Consider the following 20,485-nt stretch of genomic DNA (forward strand, 5'->3'; position numbering starts at 1 on the left):
ACGTATAACTTCCGAGGTCATACGTACCATGTCGGCAGCGCGCGGGTCCACCCCGCGACCAGTGAGCGGTCCGCGGACCGCCCGACGCGGAGGCTTGTGTGCAGACCCCGGAGCCGCTCGGCGGCAGCCGCCCGACCAGCCGGGACGTCGCGCGGATCGCGGGCGTCTCCCAGGCCACCGTCTCCCTCGTCCTGGGCGACAAGTGGCGCGGACGTGTGTCCGAACGCACGGCCGAGGCGGTCCGGGGGGCGGCCCGGGAGCTCGGCTACCGGCCCAACCTCGCCGCCCGCAACCTGCGCCTCGGCCGCACCCGGACCGCCATGCTCGTCGTCCCGGCCCTCACCAACGAGTTCTTCGCGCACGTCTACACGGGCGCCGCCGCGGCGGCGTCCCGGCACGGCTTCGGCGTCGTGCTCTACCCCTCCCCCGACGGCCTGGGGCCAGCGCGGGACCCGTTCGCCTCGGCGCAGGCCGCCCTCGACGGCGTCATCGCCTCCTCGATGGCCGCCGGCGCCCTGGAGGCCTTCCGGGGGACGGACCTGCCGCTCGTCATGCTCGACAGCGACCCGGCCGAGGCCGGCGCCGCCGCCCATGTGAACCTCGACGTCGCCGACGGCATGCGCCGGGTGACCGGACACCTCCTCGCACTGGGCCACCGCCGCTTCCTGCACCTGGCGTCCGCGGCCCCGTCGTGGACCTTCGACGTGCGGGCCGCCACGCTCGCCGACGCCCTGCGCGGGACGGAGGTGCGCACCGTGCGCGCGCCGCTGAACGTCGCGGACGCGTGGGAGGCCGCGCGCCGGGCTCTCTCCGCGCCGGGGCCCCGGCCGACGGCGGTGGTCTGCGACGACGACATCCTCGCGGTCGGCGTCTGCAAGGCGGCCCGGGGGCTCGGGCTGCGGATCCCGGAGGACCTGTCGGTCACCGGTTTCGACGACATGGCGCTGGCGACGGTGGTGGAGCCGGAGCTCACCACGGTGCGGCTGCCGGCCGAGGAGTTCGGCCGGCGGGGCATGGAGGCGCTCCTCGCCGTCCTGGCGGGCGGTACGCCGGGCCCGGACACCCTGCCCGTCTCCCTGGTCGCCCGGGGCTCCTCGGGGCCCGCACCGGCGTCCTGACACCCGCCGTGTCTCCGGACCCACGCCCGGAGGGGCCGGACACACCGGAGGACCCCGGACGCGTCAGAGGGGCCCGGACACGCCGCCCGCTGAGGCCCGGACGCGTCAGAGGGGCCCCGGACCGCGGGTGCGGTCCGGGGCCCCTCCGGGGCTCGGCGACTACTCCTCGGGCGCCTCGTCCGAGGGCTCGTCGGTCTTCGCCACCGCGGCGTCGTCCGCCTCCAGGAGGCGCGACAGCTGCCGGCCGACGATCCGCTTGAACTTGCGCTGCTGCGGCCGCGTGCGGTCCAGGACGGCCACCTCCAGGCGCTCCGCGGGGATCTCCCGCTCGGTGCCGTTGGTGTCCCGCGAGAGGGCCTGCACGGCCAGCCTCAGGGCCTCGGCCAGGGACATGCCGTCCCGGTGCCGCTGGTCCAGGAAGGAGCTGATCTGCTCGGCGTTGCCGCCGACCGCGACCGAGCCGTGCTCGTCCACGATCGAGCCGTCGTGCGGCAGCCGGTAGATCTGGTCGCCCGACGGCTCGGTACCGACCTCGGCGACGACCAGCTCCACCTCGTACGGCTTCTCCCCCGCGCTGGAGAAGATGGTGCCCAGCGTCTGGGCGTACACGTTGGCCAGGCCGCGCGCGGTGACGTCGTCCCGGTCGTAGGTGTAGCCGCGCAGGTCGGCGTAGCGGACGCCGCCGATGCGGAGGTTCTCGTACTCGTTGTACTTGCCGGCGGCGGCGAAGCCGATCCGGTCGTAGATCTCGCTGAACTTGTGCAGCGCGCGGGACGGGTTCTCACCGACGAAGACGATCCCGTCGGTGTACTGGAGGACGACGAGGCTGCGGCCTCGGGCGATGCCCTTGCGGGCGTACTCCGCCCGGTCGGCCATGGCCTGCTGGGGTGAGACGTAGAACGGAGTGGACACCGGCGGTCCGTCCCTTTCTTCTGGGCTTCAGTCGGGCGACGAGTGGTCAGAGCAGGGCGGCGCGGGGCCCGTCGGGCTCCTCCAGCCGCCGCTCGGTGACCGACCGGGCCAGCACGGAGGACTCCTCCTCCGTGAGCCTGCGGTAGCCCTCGTCCGTGATGACCGTGACGATCGGGAAGATCCGGCGTGCCAGGTCCGGACCGCCGGTCGCCGAGTCGTCGTCCGCCGCGTCGTAGAGCGCCTGCACGACCAGCGTGGTGGCCTGCTGCTCGGTCAGGTCGGAGCGGTAGAGCTTCTTCATCGCGCCGCGCGCGAAGATCGAGCCGGAGCCGGTGGCGGCGTACCCGTGCTCCTCGGAGCGGCCGCCGGTCACGTCGTAGGAGAAGATCCGGCCCTTCTCCTTGCCCTCGTCCCAGCCCGCGAAGAGCGGCACGACGGCCAGTCCCTGCATGGCCATGCCGAGGTTGCCGCGGATCATGGTGGAGAGGCGGTTGGCCTTGCCCTCCAGGGAGAGCGTGACGCCCTCCACCTTCTCGAAGTGCTCCAGCTCCAGCTGGAAGAGCTTGACCATCTCCACGGCGAGGCCGGCGGTGCCGGCGATGCCCACGGCGGAGTACTCGTCGGCGGGGAAGACCTTCTCGATGTCCCGCTGCGCGATCATGTTGCCCATGGTGGCCCGCCGGTCACCGGCGAGCACGACCCCGCCGGGGAACGTGGCCGCCACGATGGTCGTGCCGTGCGGGGCCTCGACGACCCCTTCGGGGAGCTTGCGCCCGCCCGGCAGCAGATCCGGCGAGTGGTCCGCCAGGAAGTCGATGAAGGAGGACGAGCCCGGCGTCAGGAAGGCCGCCGGCAGACGCCCGGTGCTACGAGGGTTGGCTTCCACGCGATTCCTTCCGGGTGGGAGAATCGGCCCGCCGTGGGAAGCGCCGGCCGATCTTGCTTGCTGTGCACGGACCTTACCCGTGCCACCGCTTGTCATCCGTCCCCGGGCCCACGGCTTTCACCGGGGCTCCGGGGACGGGGACGACAGACGCGCTGTGCGGCTACTCGCCGCCCTTCTGCACGAACGACCGGACGAAGTCCTCGGCGTTCTCCTCCAGGACGTCGTCGATCTCGTCCAGGACCGAGTCCACGTCCTCGCTCAGCTTCTCCTGCCGCTCCTGGAGGTCGGAGCTCGCCTCCGTGGTGGTCTCCTCGACCTCCTCCGTGGAACGCGTCGCCTTCTGCTGTCCGCCGCCGCTGTCCTTGGTCGCCATATCCCTCACCCCGCTCGAATCGGCCCGCTCGGTTGAGTCCGTACAAGATCAGACCCTATAGGGCGGGTCCTGTTTCGGCCCCGCAGTTTCGACAACGCCCGGGCACTGATTCCATGATTCCCAGTGCCGGGGCATTTCAGGCCCCCGGAGGGCCTCCGATCAGCCGCCGGACAGCACCCGGACCAGTTCCTCCGCGGTCCGGCAGCGGTCCAGGAGCGACTGCACATGGGCCTTGGTGCCCCGCAGCGGTTCCATGGTCGGGACGCGCTGGAGCGAGTCGCGGCCGGGCAGGTCGAAGATCACCGAGTCCCAGGAGGCCGCGGCGACGTCGTCGGCGTACTGCTCCAGACAGCGGCCCCGGAAGTAGGCCCTGGTGTCCTCCGGGGGCGCCGTCTGCGCGCGCGTCACCTCGGTCTCGTCCAGGAGCCGCTTCATGCGTCCGCGGGCCACCAGGCGGTTGTAGAGCCCCTTCTCGGGGCGTACGTCCGCGTACTGGAGGTCCACCAGGTGCAGCCGGGCGGCGTCCCACTCCAGGTTGTCCCGCCGCCGGTAGCCCTCCATGAGTTCCCGCTTGGCGATCCAGTCGAGTTCGCCGGCCAGGCTCATCGGATTGTTCTCGAGGCGGTTGAGCGTGTCCTCCCAGCGGACCAGGACGTCCTTGGTCTGCTCGTCGGCGTCCGCGCCGTACCGCTCCTCCACGTACTTCCTGGCCAGCTCGAAGTACTCCATCTGGAGCTGGACCGCGGTCAGGGTCCGGCCGCTGCGGAGCGACACCAGGTACTGGAGGGTCGGGTCGTGCGAGACCTGGTGGAGGGTCCGTACGGGCTGGTCGACGGCGAGGTCCACGGTGATGAACCCGTCCTCGATCATCGACAGGACCAGGGCCGTGGTGCCGAGCTTGAGGTAGGTGGAGATCTCGGAGAGGTTGGCGTCGCCGATGATCACGTGCAGGCGCCGGTACCGCTCCGCGTCCGCGTGCGGTTCGTCGCGGGTGTTGATGATGGGCCGTTTGAGGGTGGTCTCCAGGCCGACCTCGACCTCGAAGTAGTCGGCGCGCTGGCTGATCTGGAAGCCGTGCTCCCGGCCGTCCTGGCCGATGCCGACCCGTCCCGCGCCGGTCACGACCTGGCGGGAGACGAAGAAGGGCGTCAGGTGGCGCACGATGTCCGAGAAGGGGGTCTCCCTCTTCATCAGGTAGTTCTCGTGCGTGCCGTAGGAGGCGCCCTTGTTGTCGGTGTTGTTCTTGTAGAGGTGGATCGGCTGGGCCCCGGGGAGCTGGGCGGCGCGCACGGCCGCCTCCGCCATGATCCGCTCGCCGGCCTTGTCCCAGAGGACGGCGTCGCGCGGATTGGTGATCTCGGGCGAGCTGTACTCGGGGTGGGCGTGGTCCACGTAGAGGCGGGCCCCGTTGGTGAGGATCACGTTGGCGAGGCCGATGTCCTCGTCGGTGAGCTGGCTGGAGTCGGCGACCTCGCGGGCGAGGTCGAAGCCGCGGGCGTCCCGCAGCGGGTTCTCCTCCTCGAAGTCCCAGCGGGCGCGGCGCGCCCGGTGCATCGCCGCCGCGTAGGCGTTGACGATCTGGGACGAGGTGAGCATGGCATTGGCGTTCGGGTGTCCCGGGACGGAGATCCCGTACTCCGTCTCGATGCCCATTACTCGCCGTACGGTCATGCGGCCCTCCTTGCCCGGCGTCGCTCACAGTGCGCGACTCGGCGTTACCGAAGAGCCTAGAGCGGCTCCGCGCTGGTGGGGAGATCGATTGCGTATTTCCCTGCGGTGCCGGGGGAAATGCTGGATGGAATGCGACGGCTGCGGATGCCCGGTTTCCGGACATCCGCAGCCGGGGGCGTTCTACAGGTACTGACCGGTATTGGCCACCGTGTCGATGGAGCGTCCGGTGTCCGCGCCCTGCTTTCCGGTGACGAGGGTGCGGATGAACACGATCCGCTCTCCCTTCTTTCCGGAGATCCGGGCCCAGTCGTCGGGGTTGGTGGTGTTGGGCAGGTCCTCGTTCTCCTTGAACTCGTCCACGCACGCCTGGAGGAGGTGGGAGACCCGGATGCCCTTCTGGTTGTGGTCGAGGAAGGCCTTGATGGCCATCTTCTTGGCCCGGTCGACGATGTTCTGGATCATCGCTCCGGAGTTGAAGTCCTTGAAGTAGAGGACTTCCTTGTCGCCGTTGGCGTACGTCACTTCGAGGAAGCGGTTCTCCTCGGATTCGGCGTACATCTGCTCGACGACCGACTGGATCATTCCGTGGGCGGCGGCCGCCTTGGATCCGCTGTGCTCGGAGATGTCGTCCGTGTGGAGCGGGAGGGTGGCGGTGAGGTACTTCGCGAAGATGTCCTTGGCCGCCTCGGCGTCCGGACGCTCGATCTTGATCTTGACGTCGAGCCGGCCGGGCCTCAGGATCGCGGGGTCGATCATGTCCTCGCGGTTGGAGGCGCCGATGACGATGACGTTCTCCAGGCCCTCCACACCGTCGATCTCGGCGAGCAGCTGGGGGACGATGGTGTTCTCCACGTCCGAGCTGACACCGGATCCGCGGGTGCGGAAGAGGGATTCCATCTCGTCGAAGAAGACGATGACGGGGGTGCCCTCGCTCGCCTTCTCCCGGGCACGCTGGAAGACGAGGCGGATGTGCCGCTCGGTCTCGCCGACGTACTTGTTGAGGAGCTCGGGGCCCTTGATGTTGAGGAAGTAGGACTTCCCCGCGGGCTGGCCGGTCACCTCGGCGACCTTTTTGGCCAGGGAGTTGGCCACGGCCTTCGCGATCAGCGTCTTGCCGCAGCCGGGCGGGCCGTAGAGCAGGATTCCCTTGGGCGGCCGGAGTTCGTGCTCCTTGAAGAGGTCCGGGTAGAGGTAGGGGAGCTCGACCGCGTCCCTGATCAGCTCGATCTGGTTGCCCAGGCCGCCGATCTTGTTGTAGTCGACGTCCGGGACCTCTTCCAGAACAAGCTCTTCGACCTCGCTCTTGGGGACCACCTCGTACACGTAGCCGGACCGGGAGTCGAGCAGCAGGGCGTCGCCGGGGCGGATGGTGACGTCCAGCAGAGGCTCGGCGAGCCTCACCACCCGCTCCTCGTCGGTGTGCCCCACCACCAGGGCGCGCTCGCCGTCCTCGAGGATCTCCTTGAGGGTGACGATGTCCCCGGCGCGCTCGAACTGCATGGCCTCGACCACGTTGAGCGCTTCGTTGAGCATGACTTCCTGGCCGCGCTTGAGCTCTTCGAGCTCGATGCTCGGGCTGACGTTCACCCGGAGCTTGCGGCCCCCGGTGAAGATGTCGCACGTGCCGTCCTCGTTCGCCTGCAGGAAGACACCGAAGCCGGCCGGCGGCTGCGCGAGCCGGTCGACCTCCTCCTTGAGGGCCACGATCTGGTCGCGGGCCTCACGGAGCGTGTTCGCCAGTCTTTCGTTCTGCGCGGACACGCCGGCCAGGCTGGTCTGCAGCTCGACGATCCGCTCTTCGAGAATCCTCGTGTGTCGCGGAGAGTCGGCGAGCTTGCGGCGCAGGACGGCGATTTCCTGCTCGAGATAGGCAACCTGACCGGCGGGGTCCTCAGACCCTCGCCCCGGCCGGATGCCGCGGTTGATGTCGTCGTCGTGGGCTGCCACGGTCCTCACCTCCTCCAAGGGGAGCTGGACGCTTCCTGACCCTACCTGCGTGGGTGGTGATTGAAACCCCTAGATCAAAAAGACTCCGAGGTGTGTCCGATCTTCACCCTTGCGCTTCCCCTGTCGACAGGGGAATACCCACCCTGCGCTGGTTGAAAGCGGGCGGTTGTATCGTCGTGTGGGGCCAACACCCTTCGGAGGCGGCCCGACTTACCCGCGAGAAGCAGCAGAAGCAGAAACGGCAGGAGATATGACCGTGCAGCACGAGGCTCCGTCCACGGGCGCCGCGGAGGCGCTGGAGGTCTGGATCGACCAGGACCTGTGCACCGGGGACGGCATCTGCGCGCAGTACGCTCCCGAGGTCTTCGAGCTGGACATCGACGGGCTCGCGTATGTGAAGAGCGAGGACGACGAGCTGCTGCAGGAGGTCGGCGCGACGACGCCGGTCCCGCTGACGCTGCTCCAGGACGTGGTGGACTCCGCGAAGGAGTGCCCGGGCGACTGCATCCACGTGCGCCGGGTCGCGGACCGGGTCGAGGTGTACGGCCCCGACGCGGAGTGACGGGTCAGGCGCCGCGCGCTTCGGCCTGTCCGGTGCGTACGAAGGCGCCGCCCTTCCAGTACCAGCTGACCTGCTCCTTCTCGTCGGGGCAGCAGCTGGGGACGTCGGGGGACGAGTAGCCGAGCAGGGTGGCGTGCACCGCTCCGCCGCGTACGGAGAAGCCGGTGACGGTCTTCAGCTGCTCGGGGGCGACGAGGGTGGCGACCACGCGCGCGGGTGCGCCGTCCTGCCGGCCCCGGGTGAGGACGTAGACGCCGCTCGGCGGCGTGCCGGAGCCCGCTTCGCAGTGCACGACCGCAACGGTCTCGGGGTTCCCGTCTCCGTCGAGGTCTCCGGAGGCGCGGGCGGCGACCTTGTGGGGCGCTCCCCCGCAGTCCAGGGGGTAGGTGACGCCCGCCGCCTCGGGGGCGGCCGCGGGGCGGGCCGCTGCGGCCGGGGGCGGCGCGGTGGCGGTGGCCGTGGCGGGGCCGGGCTGGAGCAGGCCCGCGAGGGCGACGACCGCGGCGGTCGCGGTGGCGGTGGCCAGCCAGTGGCCGGGCCGGGCGTGGGTGTGTGCGAGGTCCGCGAGGTCCGGGGCGGCGGAGGGCTGCACGCGAGACGTCTCCTGAGGGGTGGTGCGGAGGGTTTCCGGCATCGTGCCACACGTCACAGGGGGACGGAACCGTCGGGGTCGGCCCGCCGGGCTCCGGGGCAGGTCGAACATGAGGACGCCGCCGCCGAGTTCTCCCGGCGGGCGGGGAACTCGGCGGCGGCGTGCCGTGGATGTCGGGACGTCAGCCCTTGTTGGGGCCCTCGTAGTCCTCGCCATAGGCGCCCTTGGCGGGGCGGCGGCGGCGCATCGGGGGCTCGACGCCGTCCGCGAGGCGGCGGGCGGTGACGAGGAAGCCGGTGTGTCCGATCATGCGGTGATCGGGGCGGACGGCGAGGCCCTCGACGTGCCAGTTGCGGATCATGGACTCCCAGGGCTGCGGCTCGGCGTAGCAGCCGAACTCGCGGATGGACTCCACGGTGCGGGCGAGCTGGGTGGTGGTCGCCACATAGCAGCAGAGGATGCCGCCGGGGACGAGGGCCTTGGAGACGGCCTCCAGGCATTCCCAGGGGGCGAGCATGTCCAGGATGACGCGGTCGACGTCGGTGTCGGAGAGGTTGTCCTGGAGGTCGCCGACGGTGAGCTGCCACGCGGGGTGGGGTCCGCCGAAGTAGCGTTCGACGTTGCCCTTCGCGATCTCGGCGAAGTCCTCGCGGCGCTCGTAGGAGTGCAGCATGCCGCTGTCCCCGATGGCGCGCAGGAGGAAGCTGCTCAGCGAGCCCGAGCCCACACCCGCCTCCACGACGCGGGCGCCGGGGAAGATGTCGGCGAAGGCCAGGATCTGCCCCGCGTCCTTGGGGTAGACCACGGCGGCGCCGCGGGGCATGGACAGGACGTAGTCGGGGAGCAGGGGGCGCAGCGCGAGGTAGGCGACGTTTCCGGTGGTGCGGACAACGCTGCCCTCGGGGGCGCCGATCAGTTCGTCGTGCGGGAAAGAACCCTTGTGGGTGTGGAAGTTCTTTCCCTCTTCGAGCGTGAACGTGTAGTGACGGCCCTTGGGGTCGGTCAGCTGAACCTGGTCCCCGACCTTGAAGGGCCCGCGTCGGCGGGCGGCACCGGTCGGTTCGGACATGTGACCAGAGTACAAGGACTACGAGGAGGGTCGTGCCATGGCCCGGACGAAGGCCCGCTCGACGTCGGTGGTGGAGAGGACGCCGTAGATCGCGCCGGTCTCCTCGACGACGAGGTACTCGGTGGCGGGGCTGGCGCGGAGGTGGTCGAGGAGGGGCTGGCCGGTGAGTTCGGCGGGGACGCGCATGCCGTCGGTGAGGTCCTGGACGAGGGTGCTGACGGCGACCCAGGGGCGGCGGTGCTCGGGGACGGCGGCGATGGCGGCCTCGCGGACGATGCCGGTGGGCTCGCCGTTCCCGTCGACGGCGACGAGGGCGCGGGCGCCGGCCGCGTTGGCGCGGCGGAGGGCCTCGGAGAGCGGGGTGGCGGGTTCGACGGGGATGGCGCGGCGGGTGAGGCTGCGGGCGCGGAGCTCGGGGAGGTGCTCGCGGAGCCTGGCCATGCGGAGGCTGTTGCCGGCGCCGGTCCAGATGATCGCGGCGAGGATCGCGGCGAGCAGGGCGTCGGTGACGGTGTCGAGGCCGCTGATGTCGTCGGTGGAATTGCCGAGGAGGCCGGTGCGGGTGAGCAGGGGCAGTCCGACGAGGACGAGGACGGCGAGGGCGCGGCCGACCCAGGCGGCGGCGATGGTGCCGCTCATGGGCTTGCCGGTGATCTTCCAGACGACGGCGCGGAGCATCCGGCCGCCGTCGAGCGGGAGGCCGGGGAGCAGGTTGAAGATCGCGACGATGAGGTTGGAGATCATCAGGCCGGCGAGGAGGACGCCGGGGACGGTGCCGGGCTCGACGGCGTAGAGGGAGAGGTAGAACACGCCGGCGAGGACGAGGGAGAGGAGGGGGCCGACGAAGGCGAGGACGAACTCGCGGCCGGGGGTCTCGGACTCCTTCTCGATCTCGGAGACGCCGCCGAAGAACTGGAGCTGGATGCGGCGCACCGGGAGCTTGAAGCGGAGCGCGGCGATGGTGTGGGCCAGCTCGTGGACGAGTACGGAGGCGTAGAAGGCGACGGCGAAGAAGAGGGAGACGAGGTAGCGGGCGGCTCCGAGTTCGGGCAGCACGCGCTCGATCTGGTCGCCGAAGACCCAGGTGATGAGGGCGGCGACGAGGAACCAGCTGGGGGCGACGTAGACGGGCACGCCGAAGGGCCGTCCCATGAGGATCCCGCCGCCGGGATCCTCGGTCCGCTGCGGCTTGGGCTCGTCCTGGTTCACGGGTTCCTCTCGTCGCGGGGGGTGACCCGGCGTCGGTGTGTCACGGTTCGATCATGCAGTGCGACGGGGTCCCAGGTCGATGGTATTCCGCCCGTTGTCGGCGGCGGGTCGTAGGGTCTTCGTCATGAGTACGAGCGAGCAGGTGCCGGCGGAACCCCGGGCGCCCATGTCGTTGTCGCCGTCGCGGGCGAGCGATTTCATGCAGTGTCCGCTGCTGTACCGGTTCCGGGTGATCGACCGGCTGCCGGAGAAGCCGAGTCCGGCGGCGACCCGGGGCACGCTGGTGCACGCGGTGCTCGAGCGGCTCTTCGACGATCCGGCGGCGGACCGGACGGCGCCGCGGGCCAGGGCGATGGTGCCGGGTCAGTGGGACCGGCTGCTGGAGTCGAAGCCGGAGCTGGGCGAGCTGTTCGCGGAGGATCCGGAGGGCGAGCGGCTGGCGGGCTGGCTGGGCGAGGCGGAGCGGCTGGTCGAGCGCTGGTTCACGCTGGAGGACCCGACGCGGCTGGAGCCGGCGGAGCGGGAGCTGTTCGTGGAGACGGAGCTGGATTCGGGGCTGCGGCTGCGCGGGGTGATCGACCGGATCGACGTGGCGCCGTCGGGCGACGTGCGGATCGTGGACTACAAGACGGGGAAGGCGCCGCGGCCGGAGTACCGGGACGGCGCGCTGTTCCAGATGACGTTCTACGCGCTGGTGGTGTGGCGGCTGCGGCGGGTGATCCCCCGGCGGTTGCAGCTGGTGTACCTGGGCAGCGGGGAGGTGCTGACGTACGACCCGGTGGAGGCGGACCTGCTGCGGGTGGAGCGGCGGCTGCTCGCGCTGTGGGAGGCGATCCGGCTGGCGACGGAGACGGGCGACTGGCGTCCGCGGCCGACGAAGCTGTGCGGCTGGTGCGACCACCAGGCGGTCTGTCCGGAGTTCGGGGGGACTCCGCCGGTCTATCCGTTGAAGATCGTTTCGGTGCGCCCGCCGGACTCGGGCGATTCGGGTCAGGGCAGAATGGACCTGGCCCCGCCGGCGCCGTAGTGCCGGTGTACCTCGTGAGCTCAGCACCGTGAAGGAGCCCCTGTGACGATCCGCGTCCTGTTGGTCGACGATCAGCCGCTGCTGCGCACCGGCTTCCGGATGATTCTGGAGGCGGAGCAGGACATCGCGGTGGTGGGTGAGGCCGGGGACGGTCTCCAGGCGCAGGACCAGGTGCGGGCGCTGCAGCCGGACGTGGTGCTGATGGACATCCGGATGCCGCGGATGGACGGGGTGGAGGCGACCCGGCAGATCACGGGTCCGGGTCGGGACGGTCCGGCGAAGGTGCTGGTGCTGACGACCTTCGACCTCGACGAGTACGTGGTGGAGGCGCTGCGTGCGGGGGCGAGCGGCTTCCTGCTGAAGGACGCCCCGGCGAACGAGCTGGTGCAGGCGATCCGGGTGGTGGCGGCCGGTGAGGCGATGCTGGCGCCGTCGATCACCCGGCGGCTGCTCGACAAGTACTCGGCGCACCTGCCGACGGGCGAGGAGCAGATGCCGGACACGCTGACGACCCTGACGGACCGTGAGGTCGAGGTGCTGAAGCTGGTGGCGCGGGGTCTGTCGAACGCGGAGATCGCGGCTGATCTGTTCGTGAGCGAGACGACGGTGAAGACGCACGTGGGGCATGTGCTGACGAAGCTGGGGCTGCGGGACCGGGTGCAGGCGGCGGTGTACGCGTACGAGAGCGGTCTGGTGCGGCCGGGGGCGAACGGGCAGTAGGTCCGGCGGCGGGACGGGGAGGGGCCCGGTGCGCGGGGTGCGCGCCGGGCCCCTCTCGTCGTGTGCGGGGCGGGTCAGCCCTTGCGGATCTCCCAGAAGCGGAAGACCGTCGAGGCGTCGAGGGTCCATTCGAGGCCGGTGACGTCCTGGCGGGCGACGGCGTACTGCTTGCCCTGCCAGAGGGGCAGGAGGGGCAGCTGCTCGGCGACGAGGTCCTGGAGCCTGCCGTACTCGTCGGCGGTGGCGGAGCGGTCCGCGGCGGCGGCGGTCTTGGGGAGGAGGCTGCCGGTGATGGTGGCGTTCTCGTAGTGGTTGCCGAGGACGTTGCCCTCGCCGAAGAAGGGGGTGGTGAAGTTGTCGGCGTCGGGGTAGTCGGGGACCCAGCCCTTGACGTAGACGCCGTACTTGCCGGCGGCGATGTCCTTCTCGTACTGCTCGAAGGCGACGGACTTGACGTCGGCGTCGAAGAGACCGCTGGCGTTGAGCTGGCCGGCGATCGCCTTGAGCTCCTCGTCGGTGGAGGGGCCGTAGCGGCTGGGGGTGGACCAGAGGGTGAGCTTCACCTTCTCGGTGATGCCGGCGGCGCGCAGGGCCTTCTTGGCCTTCGCCGGGTCGGGGGCGCCGTAGGTGTCGTAGAAGGCGGTGTTGTGTCCGGCGATGCCGGCGGGGACGATCGAGTAGAGCGGGGTGGCCGTCGACTTGTAGACGTCCTCGACGAGGGCCTCGCGGTTGACGAGGTGGGCGATGGCCTTGCGGACGCCGAGCTTGCCGACGACCGGGTCCTTCATGTTGAAGACGAGGTGCTGGACCTCGGCGCTGCTGCCCTGGACGATCTCGATGCCCTTGTCGTCGGTGGTGTCCGAGGTCTCGAGGGCGGAGATGTCCTCGGCGGAGAGGCCTCGGTAGGCGACGTCTATGTCCCCGTCGGTGAGGGCCTTGGCGAGGGCGGAGCGGTCGCCGCCGTAGAGCTTGAGGGTGAGGGCGTCGCTCTTGCGCTCCGCGGTGCCCCGGTAGCCGGGGTTGGCGGAGAAGGTGGCCTCGGTGTCGCTGAAGGAGTCCAGCTTGTAGGGGCCGGAGCCGGTGGCCTTGCCGTCGGTGCGCAGGGCGTCGGCGGGGTACTCGCGGTGGTCGACGATGGAGCCGGCGCCGGAGGCGATCTTGCTGGGGAAGGTGGCGTCGGGGACCTTGAGGTGGAAGACGACCGTCTTCTCGTCCGGGGTCTCGATGCTCTTGATGGTGGAGAGCAGCGGCGCGGGGCCCGAGGGGTCGGCGATCTTGAGGGCGCGCTCGAAGGAGAACTTGACGTCCTCCGAGGTGAGCTTGTTGCCGTTGGAGAAGGTGAGGCCGTCGCGCAGGGTGCAGGTGTAGACGGTGCTGCCGGTGTCGAAGCCGCACTTGTCGGCGGCTTCGGGCTCGGGCTCGGAGCCGCCCTTGGGGAAGGCCATCAGGGACTGGAAGACGTTGTTGAACAGCAGCCAGGAGCCGGGGTCGTAGCCGGCGGCCGGGTCGGTGGTGTGGATCTCGTCGGACATGCCGACGCGTACGCCGCCGCCGGCGGCGCCCGGGCCGCCCTGCTCGGTGCCGCAGCCGCTGAGGAGGGCGGCGGACAGGCCGGCGGCGAGGGGGGCCGTCAGCCACTTGTTGTGCGTCTTCACAGAACGTGCCTCGTGATCTCTTGTCAGGCCGGTCGCGCGCGGGTGCGGGGCCGGTGTAACCGATCTGTCGACGGGTGGGGCCTGTCCGGTGGGCAGGCCCCGGGGGTGTCGCGAAGGGGCTGGTCCGCGGGGGCTCTAGGCCGTACCGCGCCCCAGTTCCCAGAGCAGGAGGTCGGAGGACGTGTTGAGCGCGTACTCGACTCCGTTGAGGTCGTCGCGCGCGGCGACGTACTGCTTGCCCTGCCAGAGGGGCAGGACCGGTACGTCCTCGGCGACGATCTTCTGGATCTGGTGGAAGACGGGGCCCGCGGCGGTGCGGTCGGCCTGTCGGCGCGAGCTCGGGATGAGCTTGTCGCGGACGACCTTGTTGACGTACGGGGTGTTGAGGAAGTTGTCGCTGTCGAGGAACGGAGCGATGTAGTTGTCCGGGTCCGGGTAGTCCGGGAACCAGCCGAGTCCGTAGACGGCGTAGTCGCCGCGCTTCTGGGCGGTGCGGAACGTCGACCACTCGGCGCCCTGGAGGGTGACGTCGAAGAGCTCGCTGCCGACGAGCTGCTTCTTGAGGGCGTCGAACTCCTCGGCGGTCTCGGCGCCGTAGTGGTCGGTGGTGTAGTTCAGGGTCAGCTTGACCGGGGTCTTGACGCCGGCGTCCTTGAGGAGCTTGGCGGCGCGGTCCTGGTCGGGCTCGCCGTAGGTGTCGAAGAAGGGGGTGGCGTGGCCGGTGATGCTGGAGGGGATCAGCGAGTAGAGCGGCTCGGCGGTCGTGCCGTAGACCCGGTTGACGAGGGCGCCCCGGTCGACGACGGCTGCCATGGCCTGGCGGACGGCCTTCTCCTGGACGGCGGGGGCCTTGGTGTTGAAACCGAGGTAGCGGATCTCCAGGCCGGGGACCTCGACGACCTCGATGCCGTCCTTGGGGGTCTCGGTGAGGTCCTTGACCTGCTTGCGGGAGAGGGAGCGGGCCATCATGTCGATGTCGTCGCTCTCCAGGGCCTTGCCCATGGTGCCGGCGTCGGCGTAGGCCCGCAGTTCGACCTTGTCGTTGCGGAGGGTGATGTCGCCCTTGTAGGCGGGGTTCTTGGTGAAGACGAAGCGGGTGGCCTTGTCGCCGTCGAGCTCGGCCTTCATGGTGTACGGGCCCGAGCCGTCGACGTCGAAGCCGTCGCGGAGCTTGCCGGCCTCGTACTTGTCCTTGCTGAGGATGCCGGCGACCGGGGTGGAGAGCTTGTACGGGAAGGTGGCGTCGGGGGTCTTCAGGTGGAAGACGACCTCGTCGGCGCCCTTGGTCTCGATGGTGTCGATGTTCGAGAGGAGGGCGGCGGTGCCGTTGTCCGACTTGATCTTCAGGACGCGCTCGATGGAGAACCTGACGTCCTCGGCGGTGATCGGGGTGCCGTCGGCGAAGGTGAGTCCGGCGCGGAGCTTGCAGCGGTAGCTCTCGCTGGCCTTGTCGGAGAATCCGCAGGTCTGGGCCGCCTCGGGGACGGGCTCGCCGCTGTCGCGGGGCACGTGCATCAGGGTCTGCACGGTCTGCCGCAGGATGTTCCACGCGCCGGTGTCGTAGGCGAAGGCGGGGTCGAGCGGCGCGGGAGCGTCGGCGGTGGCGATGAACTGGTCCGTGGTGCCGACGACGATCGCTCCGCCCTCCTCGGCTCCGCCGCAGGCGGCGAGCAGGGGGGCGAGCAATCCGGCCACGGCCGGCAGCACCAGGGTCTTGCGGTTCATCAGGGACGATCTCCTCATCCGGCACTGGGATACAGCGGTCAGTGGAACTCCGCCGCCGGCCGCCCGGTCGGGGCGGGAGCGATCGGGCCGGGTGTTGCGATCGGTCCTGTGTTCACGGCGACTTGGGTGTGCGCCGGGGCACTCGGGATATGCGGCGAAGTACTCGCGAAAGATTAGTGGGCGGCGTCCCTATTGCCTGACCACGGGCGGCGGCGGGGGTAATCGCACAGTGATCATGAATGCGGTGGCCTCGATAGTCATGCGTCGGATGATGCGGACGGCACCCATCGAACCGGGACACATGGGGGCGCCGAAACCCTGCCCAATCGGGCGGGGGACGCAGGAAGGCCACCCGCCGTCCGGCACTCTGCGTGAGCAAGGTCACGCGGAGGCCTTTCCGGCGAATGGCCTGATCGTTTTCCCGGGGCGTTCCCCGGGCGCGCACCGGGTGTCCCGGGCGTGCTCCCCGGGGGTGCCTCCCCGGGCGAAATGACATTCCGCCCGGGAAAGCTCAGAAGGAGCTCAGATTCCGGTGATCAATGTGCGGAGGAAGGGCACGTCGACCTCTTCGAGGGAGCGCACGACGACCCGGCCCGGGGAGGGCGCGATGGGCGCGACCGAGGGGACGGCGACGACCCGGCAGCCGGCCGCCTCGGCGGCCGCCACACCGGTCGCGGTGTCCTCGACCACGGCGCACAGCGCGGGGTCGGCCCCGACGCCTCTGGCGGCCGTCAGGTAGGGGTCCGGGTGCGGCTTGGTCCGGACGACCTCGTCGCCGGCCACGGTGAGGGCGAAGCGGTCGGGGCCCAGGGAGTCGAGGACCCGGTCGATGATCCGCCGGTGCGAGGCGGAGACCAGCGCGGTCGGGATGGAGTGCCGGGCCAGCTCGGCGAGCAGCCGGTCGGCGCCCGGCATGAGGGGCACGCCGCGCTCGATGCGCTGCTCGAACTTCTCGTTGAGCAGGACGGTCAGCTCGGCGAGGGTGATGTCGGCGCCGGTGGACTCGATGAGGTAGCCCGCGCTGCGCGTCATGGGGCCGCCGACGACGACGTCCCGCCAGGCCTCGTCCAGCCGGTGTCCGAGGTCGGCGAAGGCCTCGACCTCCGCGTCCCACCAGAAGCCCTCCGTGTCGACGAGGGTCCCGTCCATGTCGAGGAAGACCGCCTGCAGGGCGGAGCTTCCGTTCGTACGGATCAGGGACGCGGGGACCGTACTGGTCATCCGGCACACCTCCATGGAGGGACGAGAAGGCCGGCCCCCTCCCCGGTACGGGGAGGAAGACCGGCCTGCACTGGACCGACAAGTGTACGTCCGGATCACCGAAAGGGCGCGGATTTGCGGACGGGGTCCGGTCCGGTCACCGCGCGTTGAAGTACTTCGCCTCCGGGTGGTGGATCACGATGGCGTCGGTGGACTGCTCGGGGTGGAGCTGGAACTCCTCGGAGAGGTGCACGCCGATCCGCTCGGGACGCAGCAGCTCCGCGATCTTCGCGCGGTCCTCCAGGTCGGGGCAGGCGCCGTAGCCGAGGGAGAAGCGCGCGCCGCGGTACTTGAGGTCGAACATGTCCTCGACCGCGGCCGGGTCCTCGCCGCCGAAGCCGAGCTCGGCGCGGACGCGGGCGTGCCAGTACTCGGCCATGGCCTCGGCCAGCTGGACGGAGAGCCCGTGCAGCTCCAGGTACTCGCGGTAGGAGTCGGAGGCGAACAGCTTGGCGGTGGCCTCGCCGATCTTCGAGCCGACGGTGACGACCTGGAGGCCGACGACGTCGGTCTCGCCGGACTCCTCGGGGCGGAAGAAGTCCGCGAGGCAGAGGCGGCGGCCGCGGCGCTGGCGGGGGAAGGTGAAGCGGGTCCGCTCGTTGCCGTCGTCGTCGAGGATGATCAGGTCGTCGCCCTTGGAGACGCAGGGGAAGTAGCCGTAGACCACGGCCGCCTCCAGCAGGTTCTCGGTGTGCAGCCGGTCGAGCAGGCCGCGCAGCCGCGGCCTGCCCTCGCTCTCGACGAGCTCCTCGTACGTGGCGCCGCCGGCGCGGGCCTGCTTGAGGCCCCACTGGCCCTTGAAGAGGGCGCCCTCGTCCAGCCAGGAGGCGTAGTCCTTGAGCGGGATGCCCTTGACGACGCGGGTGCCCCAGAACGGCGGGGTGGGGACGGGGTTGTCGACGGCTACGTCGGAACGGCCGCCGGGCTCCTCCGCCTCCTCGACCTGGACGACCGGGGCGTCCCGCTTGGGGACGCGGCGCTGCTTGAGCGGCGGGAGTTCCGCTCCGGGGACGCCGCGCTTGACGGCGACGAGGGCGTCCATGAGGCGCAGGCCCTCGAAGGCGTCGCGGGCGTAGCGGACCTCGCCCTGGTAGATCTCGTGCAGGTCCTGCTCGACGTACGCCCTGGTGAGGGCGGCGCCGCCGAGGATCACGGGGTACTTGGCGGCCAGCTCGCGCTGGTTGAGCTCCTCCAGGTTCTCCTTCATGATCACCGTGGACTTGACCAGGAGGCCCGACATGCCGATGACGTCGGCGGAGTGCTCCTCGGCGGCTTCCAGGATCGCGGAGACCGGCTGCTTGATCCCGATGTTGACGACGTTGTAGCCGTTGTTGGACAGGATGATGTCGACGAGGTTCTTGCCGATGTCGTGGACGTCGCCGCGGACGGTGGCCAGCACGATCGTGCCCTTGCCGTCCGCGTCCGACTTCTCCATGTGCGGTTCGAGGTGCGCCACCGCGGTCTTCATCACCTCGGCGGACTGGAGCACGAACGGCAGCTGCATCTGGCCCGAGCCGAACAGCTCGCCGACCGTCTTCATGCCGTCGAGCAGGATCTCGTTGACGATCTCCAGCGCGGGGCGGACGGTCAGCGCCTCGTCGAGGTCCGCCTCCAGACCGTTCTTCTCGCCGTCGATGATCCGCCGCTTCAGCCGCTCGTCCAGCGGCAGGGCGAGGAGCTCCTCGGTCTTGCCGGCCTTGAGCGACTTGGTGTTGACGCCCTCGAAGAGGGCCATCAGCTTCTGGAGCGGGTCGTAGGCGGGTTCGTCGCCCTGTCCGGGGCGGCGGCGGTCGTAGATCAGGTCGAGGGCGGTCTCGACCTGCTCGTCGTCGAAGCGGGCGATCGGCAGGATCTTCGAGGCGTGCACGATCGCCGAGTCCAGGCCGGCCTTGACGCACTCGTCGAGGAAGACCGAGTTCAGCAGGATGCGCGCGGCCGGGTTCAGACCGAAGGAGATGTTGGACAGGCCCAGGGTCGTCTGCACGTCCGGGTGGCGGCGCTTCAGCTCGCGGATCGCCTCGATGGTGGCGATGCCGTCCTTGCGGGACTCCTCCTGGCCGGTGCAGATGGTGAAGGTCAGGGTGTCGATGAGGATGTCGGACTCGTGGATGCCCCAGTTGCCGGTGAGGTCGTCGATGAGCCGCTCGGCGATGGCGACCTTGTGCTCGACGGTACGGGCCTGGCCCTCCTCGTCGATGGTGAGGGCGATGAGCGCGGCGCCGTGCTCCTGGGCCAGCCGGGTGACCTTGGCGAAGCGGGAGTCGGGGCCGTCGCCGTCCTCGTAGTTGACGGAGTTGATCACGGCCCGGCCGCCGAGCTTCTCCAGACCGGCCCGGATCACCTCCACCTCGGTGGAGTCGAGGACGATCGGCAGGGTGGAGGCGGTGGCGAAGCGGCCGGCGAGCTCCTCCATGTCGGCGACGCCGTCGCGGCCCACGTAGTCGACGCAGAGGTCGAGCATGTGGGCGCCCTCGCGGATCTGGTCGCGGGCCATCTCGACGCAGTCGTCCCAGCGGGCCTCCAGCATCGCCTCGCGGAACTTCTTGGAGCCGTTGGCGTTGGTGCGCTCGCCGATCGCCATGTACGCGGTGTCCTGGCGGAACGGCACGGTCTGGTAGAGCGAGGCGGCGCCCGGCTCGGGGCGCGGGTCGCGCGGGCCGGGGGTGAGGTCGCGGACGCGCTCGACGACCTGGCGGAGGTGCTCGGGGGTGGTGCCGCAGCAGCCGCCGATGAGGGAGAGGCCGTACTCGCGGACGAAGGTCTCCTGGGCGTCGGCGAGCTCGGCGGGGCTGAGCGGGTAGTGGGCGCCGTCGGAGGTGAGGACGGGCAGGCCGGCGTTGGGCATGACGGAGAGCGGGATGCGGGCGTGGCGGGCGAGGTAGCGGAGGTGCTCGCTCATCTCGGCGGGGCCGGTGGCGCAGTTCAGGCCGATCATGTCGATGCCGAGCGGCTCCAGGGCCGTCAGGGCTGCGCCGATCTCGGAGCCGAGGAGCATGGTGCCGGTGGTCTCGACGGTGACGGAGACGATGAGCGGCACGTCGGCGCCGAGGGCGTCGAGGGCGCGGCGGGCGCCGATGACGGAGGCCTTGGTCTGGAGCAGGTCCTGGGTGGTCTCGACGAGCAGGGCGTCGGCGCCGCCGGTGAGGAGGCCCTCGGCGTTCTGCTGGTAGGCGTCGCGCAGCAGGGTGTAGGGGGCGTGGCCCAGGGTGGGGAGCTTGGTGCCGGGGCCGATGGAGCCGAGGACCCAGCGCTGGCGTCCGGTGGAGGCGGTGAACTCGTCGGCGACCTCGCGGGCGATGCGGGCGCCGGCCTCGGAGAGCTCGTGGACGCGCTCGGGGATGTCGTACTCGCCCAGGGCGGCGTGGTTGGCGCCGAAGGTGTTGGTCTCGACGCAGTCGACGCCGGCGGCGAAGTACTCCCGGTGGACCGAGCGGACGATGTCGGGCCTGGTGAGGTTGAGGATCTCGTTGCAGCCTTCGAGGTTCTCGAAGTCCTCGAGGCTGGGGTCCTGTGCCTGGAGCATGGTGCCCATGGCTCCGTCGGCGACGACGACTCGGCTGGCGAGTGCCTCACGGAGGGCTGCGGCGCGGTTCCGGCTGTCTGCGGAAGGGGTCGGCAACGAGGCCATGGATGAGCTCCCTGGGATGCGACGGCTGTCGGCTTTGCACCTTCGGTGGAGGGTGCACGGGGCCAGCGTAACCGCGCGCCGGTCGGGGTGGACACGGCGTCTCGCGGGGCGGACGGCATCCTGTGTGCGGG

16 protein-coding genes are annotated in these 20,485 nt (G+C 70.4%); 4 read left to right on the forward strand and 12 right to left on the reverse strand.

Annotated elements, in window-relative coordinates; genetic code table 11:
- Positions 1-98 precede the first annotated feature (98 nt).
- Positions 99-1,118, forward strand: a complete 1,020-nt coding sequence (locus ACF09E_RS19660; RefSeq protein ID WP_392206287.1) for a LacI family DNA-binding transcriptional regulator — start codon at positions 99-101, stop codon at positions 1,116-1,118.
- Between the two features lie 159 nt (positions 1,119-1,277).
- On the opposite strand, the gene prcA is transcribed toward ACF09E_RS19660, so the two are convergent.
- The 5 genes from prcA to arc form a co-directional block, all read right to left on the reverse strand.
- Positions 1,278-2,030, reverse strand: a complete 753-nt coding sequence (prcA, locus tag ACF09E_RS19665) for a proteasome subunit alpha (protein ID WP_361851245.1) — start codon at positions 2,028-2,030, stop codon at positions 1,278-1,280.
- Between the two features lie 46 nt (positions 2,031-2,076).
- The gene (gene prcB / locus ACF09E_RS19670) at positions 2,077-2,916 is read right to left on the reverse strand and encodes a proteasome subunit beta (RefSeq protein ID WP_361851247.1); all 840 of its coding nucleotides are present in this window, start codon (positions 2,914-2,916) and stop codon (positions 2,077-2,079) included.
- A 160-nt stretch (positions 2,917-3,076) separates the two neighbouring features.
- Entirely contained in the window at positions 3,077-3,289 is a 213-nt protein-coding gene (locus tag ACF09E_RS19675) for a ubiquitin-like protein Pup (RefSeq protein ID WP_187283998.1), read from the reverse strand.
- A gap of 159 nt (positions 3,290-3,448) precedes the next feature.
- Positions 3,449-4,960 carry a depupylase/deamidase Dop gene (gene dop, locus ACF09E_RS19680; protein ID WP_392206288.1) on the reverse strand — a complete coding sequence of 504 codons (1,512 nt, stop codon included), beginning with the start codon at positions 4,958-4,960 and terminating at the stop codon, positions 3,449-3,451.
- A gap of 180 nt (positions 4,961-5,140) precedes the next feature.
- A complete protein-coding gene (gene arc / locus ACF09E_RS19685; protein ID WP_392206289.1) occupies positions 5,141-6,907 on the reverse strand; it encodes a proteasome ATPase in 1,767 nt (588 codons plus the stop codon).
- A gap of 250 nt (positions 6,908-7,157) precedes the next feature.
- On the opposite strand from arc, the gene ACF09E_RS19690 reads away from it, so the two are divergent.
- Positions 7,158-7,469 carry a ferredoxin gene (locus ACF09E_RS19690; protein ID WP_383437600.1) on the forward strand — a complete coding sequence of 104 codons (312 nt, stop codon included), beginning with the start codon at positions 7,158-7,160 and terminating at the stop codon, positions 7,467-7,469.
- Positions 7,470-7,473: 4 nt separating this feature from the next.
- On the opposite strand, the gene ACF09E_RS19695 is transcribed toward ACF09E_RS19690, so the two are convergent.
- The 3 genes from ACF09E_RS19695 to ACF09E_RS19705 all read right to left on the reverse strand — a co-directional run bounded on the left by ACF09E_RS19695 (position 7,474) and on the right by ACF09E_RS19705 (position 10,282).
- Positions 7,474-8,061 (reverse strand): hypothetical protein, encoded by a 588-nt coding sequence (locus ACF09E_RS19695; protein WP_392206290.1) that lies wholly within the window; start codon positions 8,059-8,061, stop codon positions 7,474-7,476.
- A gap of 181 nt (positions 8,062-8,242) precedes the next feature.
- A complete protein-coding gene (locus ACF09E_RS19700) occupies positions 8,243-9,130 on the reverse strand; it encodes a tRNA (adenine-N1)-methyltransferase (RefSeq protein WP_015032448.1) in 888 nt (295 codons plus the stop codon).
- A gap of 18 nt (positions 9,131-9,148) precedes the next feature.
- Positions 9,149-10,282 carry a site-2 protease family protein gene (locus ACF09E_RS19705; protein WP_361851278.1) on the reverse strand — a complete coding sequence of 378 codons (1,134 nt, stop codon included), beginning with the start codon at positions 10,280-10,282 and terminating at the stop codon, positions 9,149-9,151.
- A 181-nt stretch (positions 10,283-10,463) separates the two neighbouring features.
- Between ACF09E_RS19705 and ACF09E_RS19710 the strand changes: the two genes are divergently transcribed.
- Positions 10,464-11,366: a RecB family exonuclease gene (locus ACF09E_RS19710; RefSeq protein ID WP_392206291.1), complete on the forward strand. Its 903-nt coding sequence runs from the start codon at positions 10,464-10,466 to the stop codon at positions 11,364-11,366.
- A gap of 42 nt (positions 11,367-11,408) precedes the next feature.
- Positions 11,409-12,086, forward strand: a complete 678-nt coding sequence (locus ACF09E_RS19715) for a response regulator transcription factor (RefSeq protein WP_148004852.1) — start codon at positions 11,409-11,411, stop codon at positions 12,084-12,086.
- Positions 12,087-12,160: 74 nt separating this feature from the next.
- Here the strand turns inward: ACF09E_RS19715 and ACF09E_RS19720 are convergent, their stop codons facing one another.
- The 4 genes from ACF09E_RS19720 to metH form a co-directional block, all read right to left on the reverse strand.
- Positions 12,161-13,741: an ABC transporter substrate-binding protein gene (locus ACF09E_RS19720; RefSeq protein ID WP_392206292.1), complete on the reverse strand. Its 1,581-nt coding sequence runs from the start codon at positions 13,739-13,741 to the stop codon at positions 12,161-12,163.
- 135 nt (positions 13,742-13,876) lie between these two features.
- Positions 13,877-15,466: an ABC transporter substrate-binding protein gene (locus ACF09E_RS19725; RefSeq protein WP_392206293.1), complete on the reverse strand. Its 1,590-nt coding sequence runs from the start codon at positions 15,464-15,466 to the stop codon at positions 13,877-13,879.
- A gap of 522 nt (positions 15,467-15,988) precedes the next feature.
- Positions 15,989-16,687: an HAD family hydrolase gene (locus ACF09E_RS19730; protein WP_392206294.1), complete on the reverse strand. Its 699-nt coding sequence runs from the start codon at positions 16,685-16,687 to the stop codon at positions 15,989-15,991.
- Between the two features lie 136 nt (positions 16,688-16,823).
- Positions 16,824-20,354 carry a methionine synthase gene (gene metH, locus ACF09E_RS19735; protein WP_392206295.1) on the reverse strand — a complete coding sequence of 1,177 codons (3,531 nt, stop codon included), beginning with the start codon at positions 20,352-20,354 and terminating at the stop codon, positions 16,824-16,826.
- Positions 20,355-20,485 lie beyond the last annotated feature (131 nt).

It is taken from the genome of Streptomyces sp. NPDC014891, from assembly GCF_043081085.1.
In the GTDB taxonomy this organism is placed as follows: domain Bacteria; phylum Actinomycetota; class Actinomycetes; order Streptomycetales; family Streptomycetaceae; genus Streptomyces.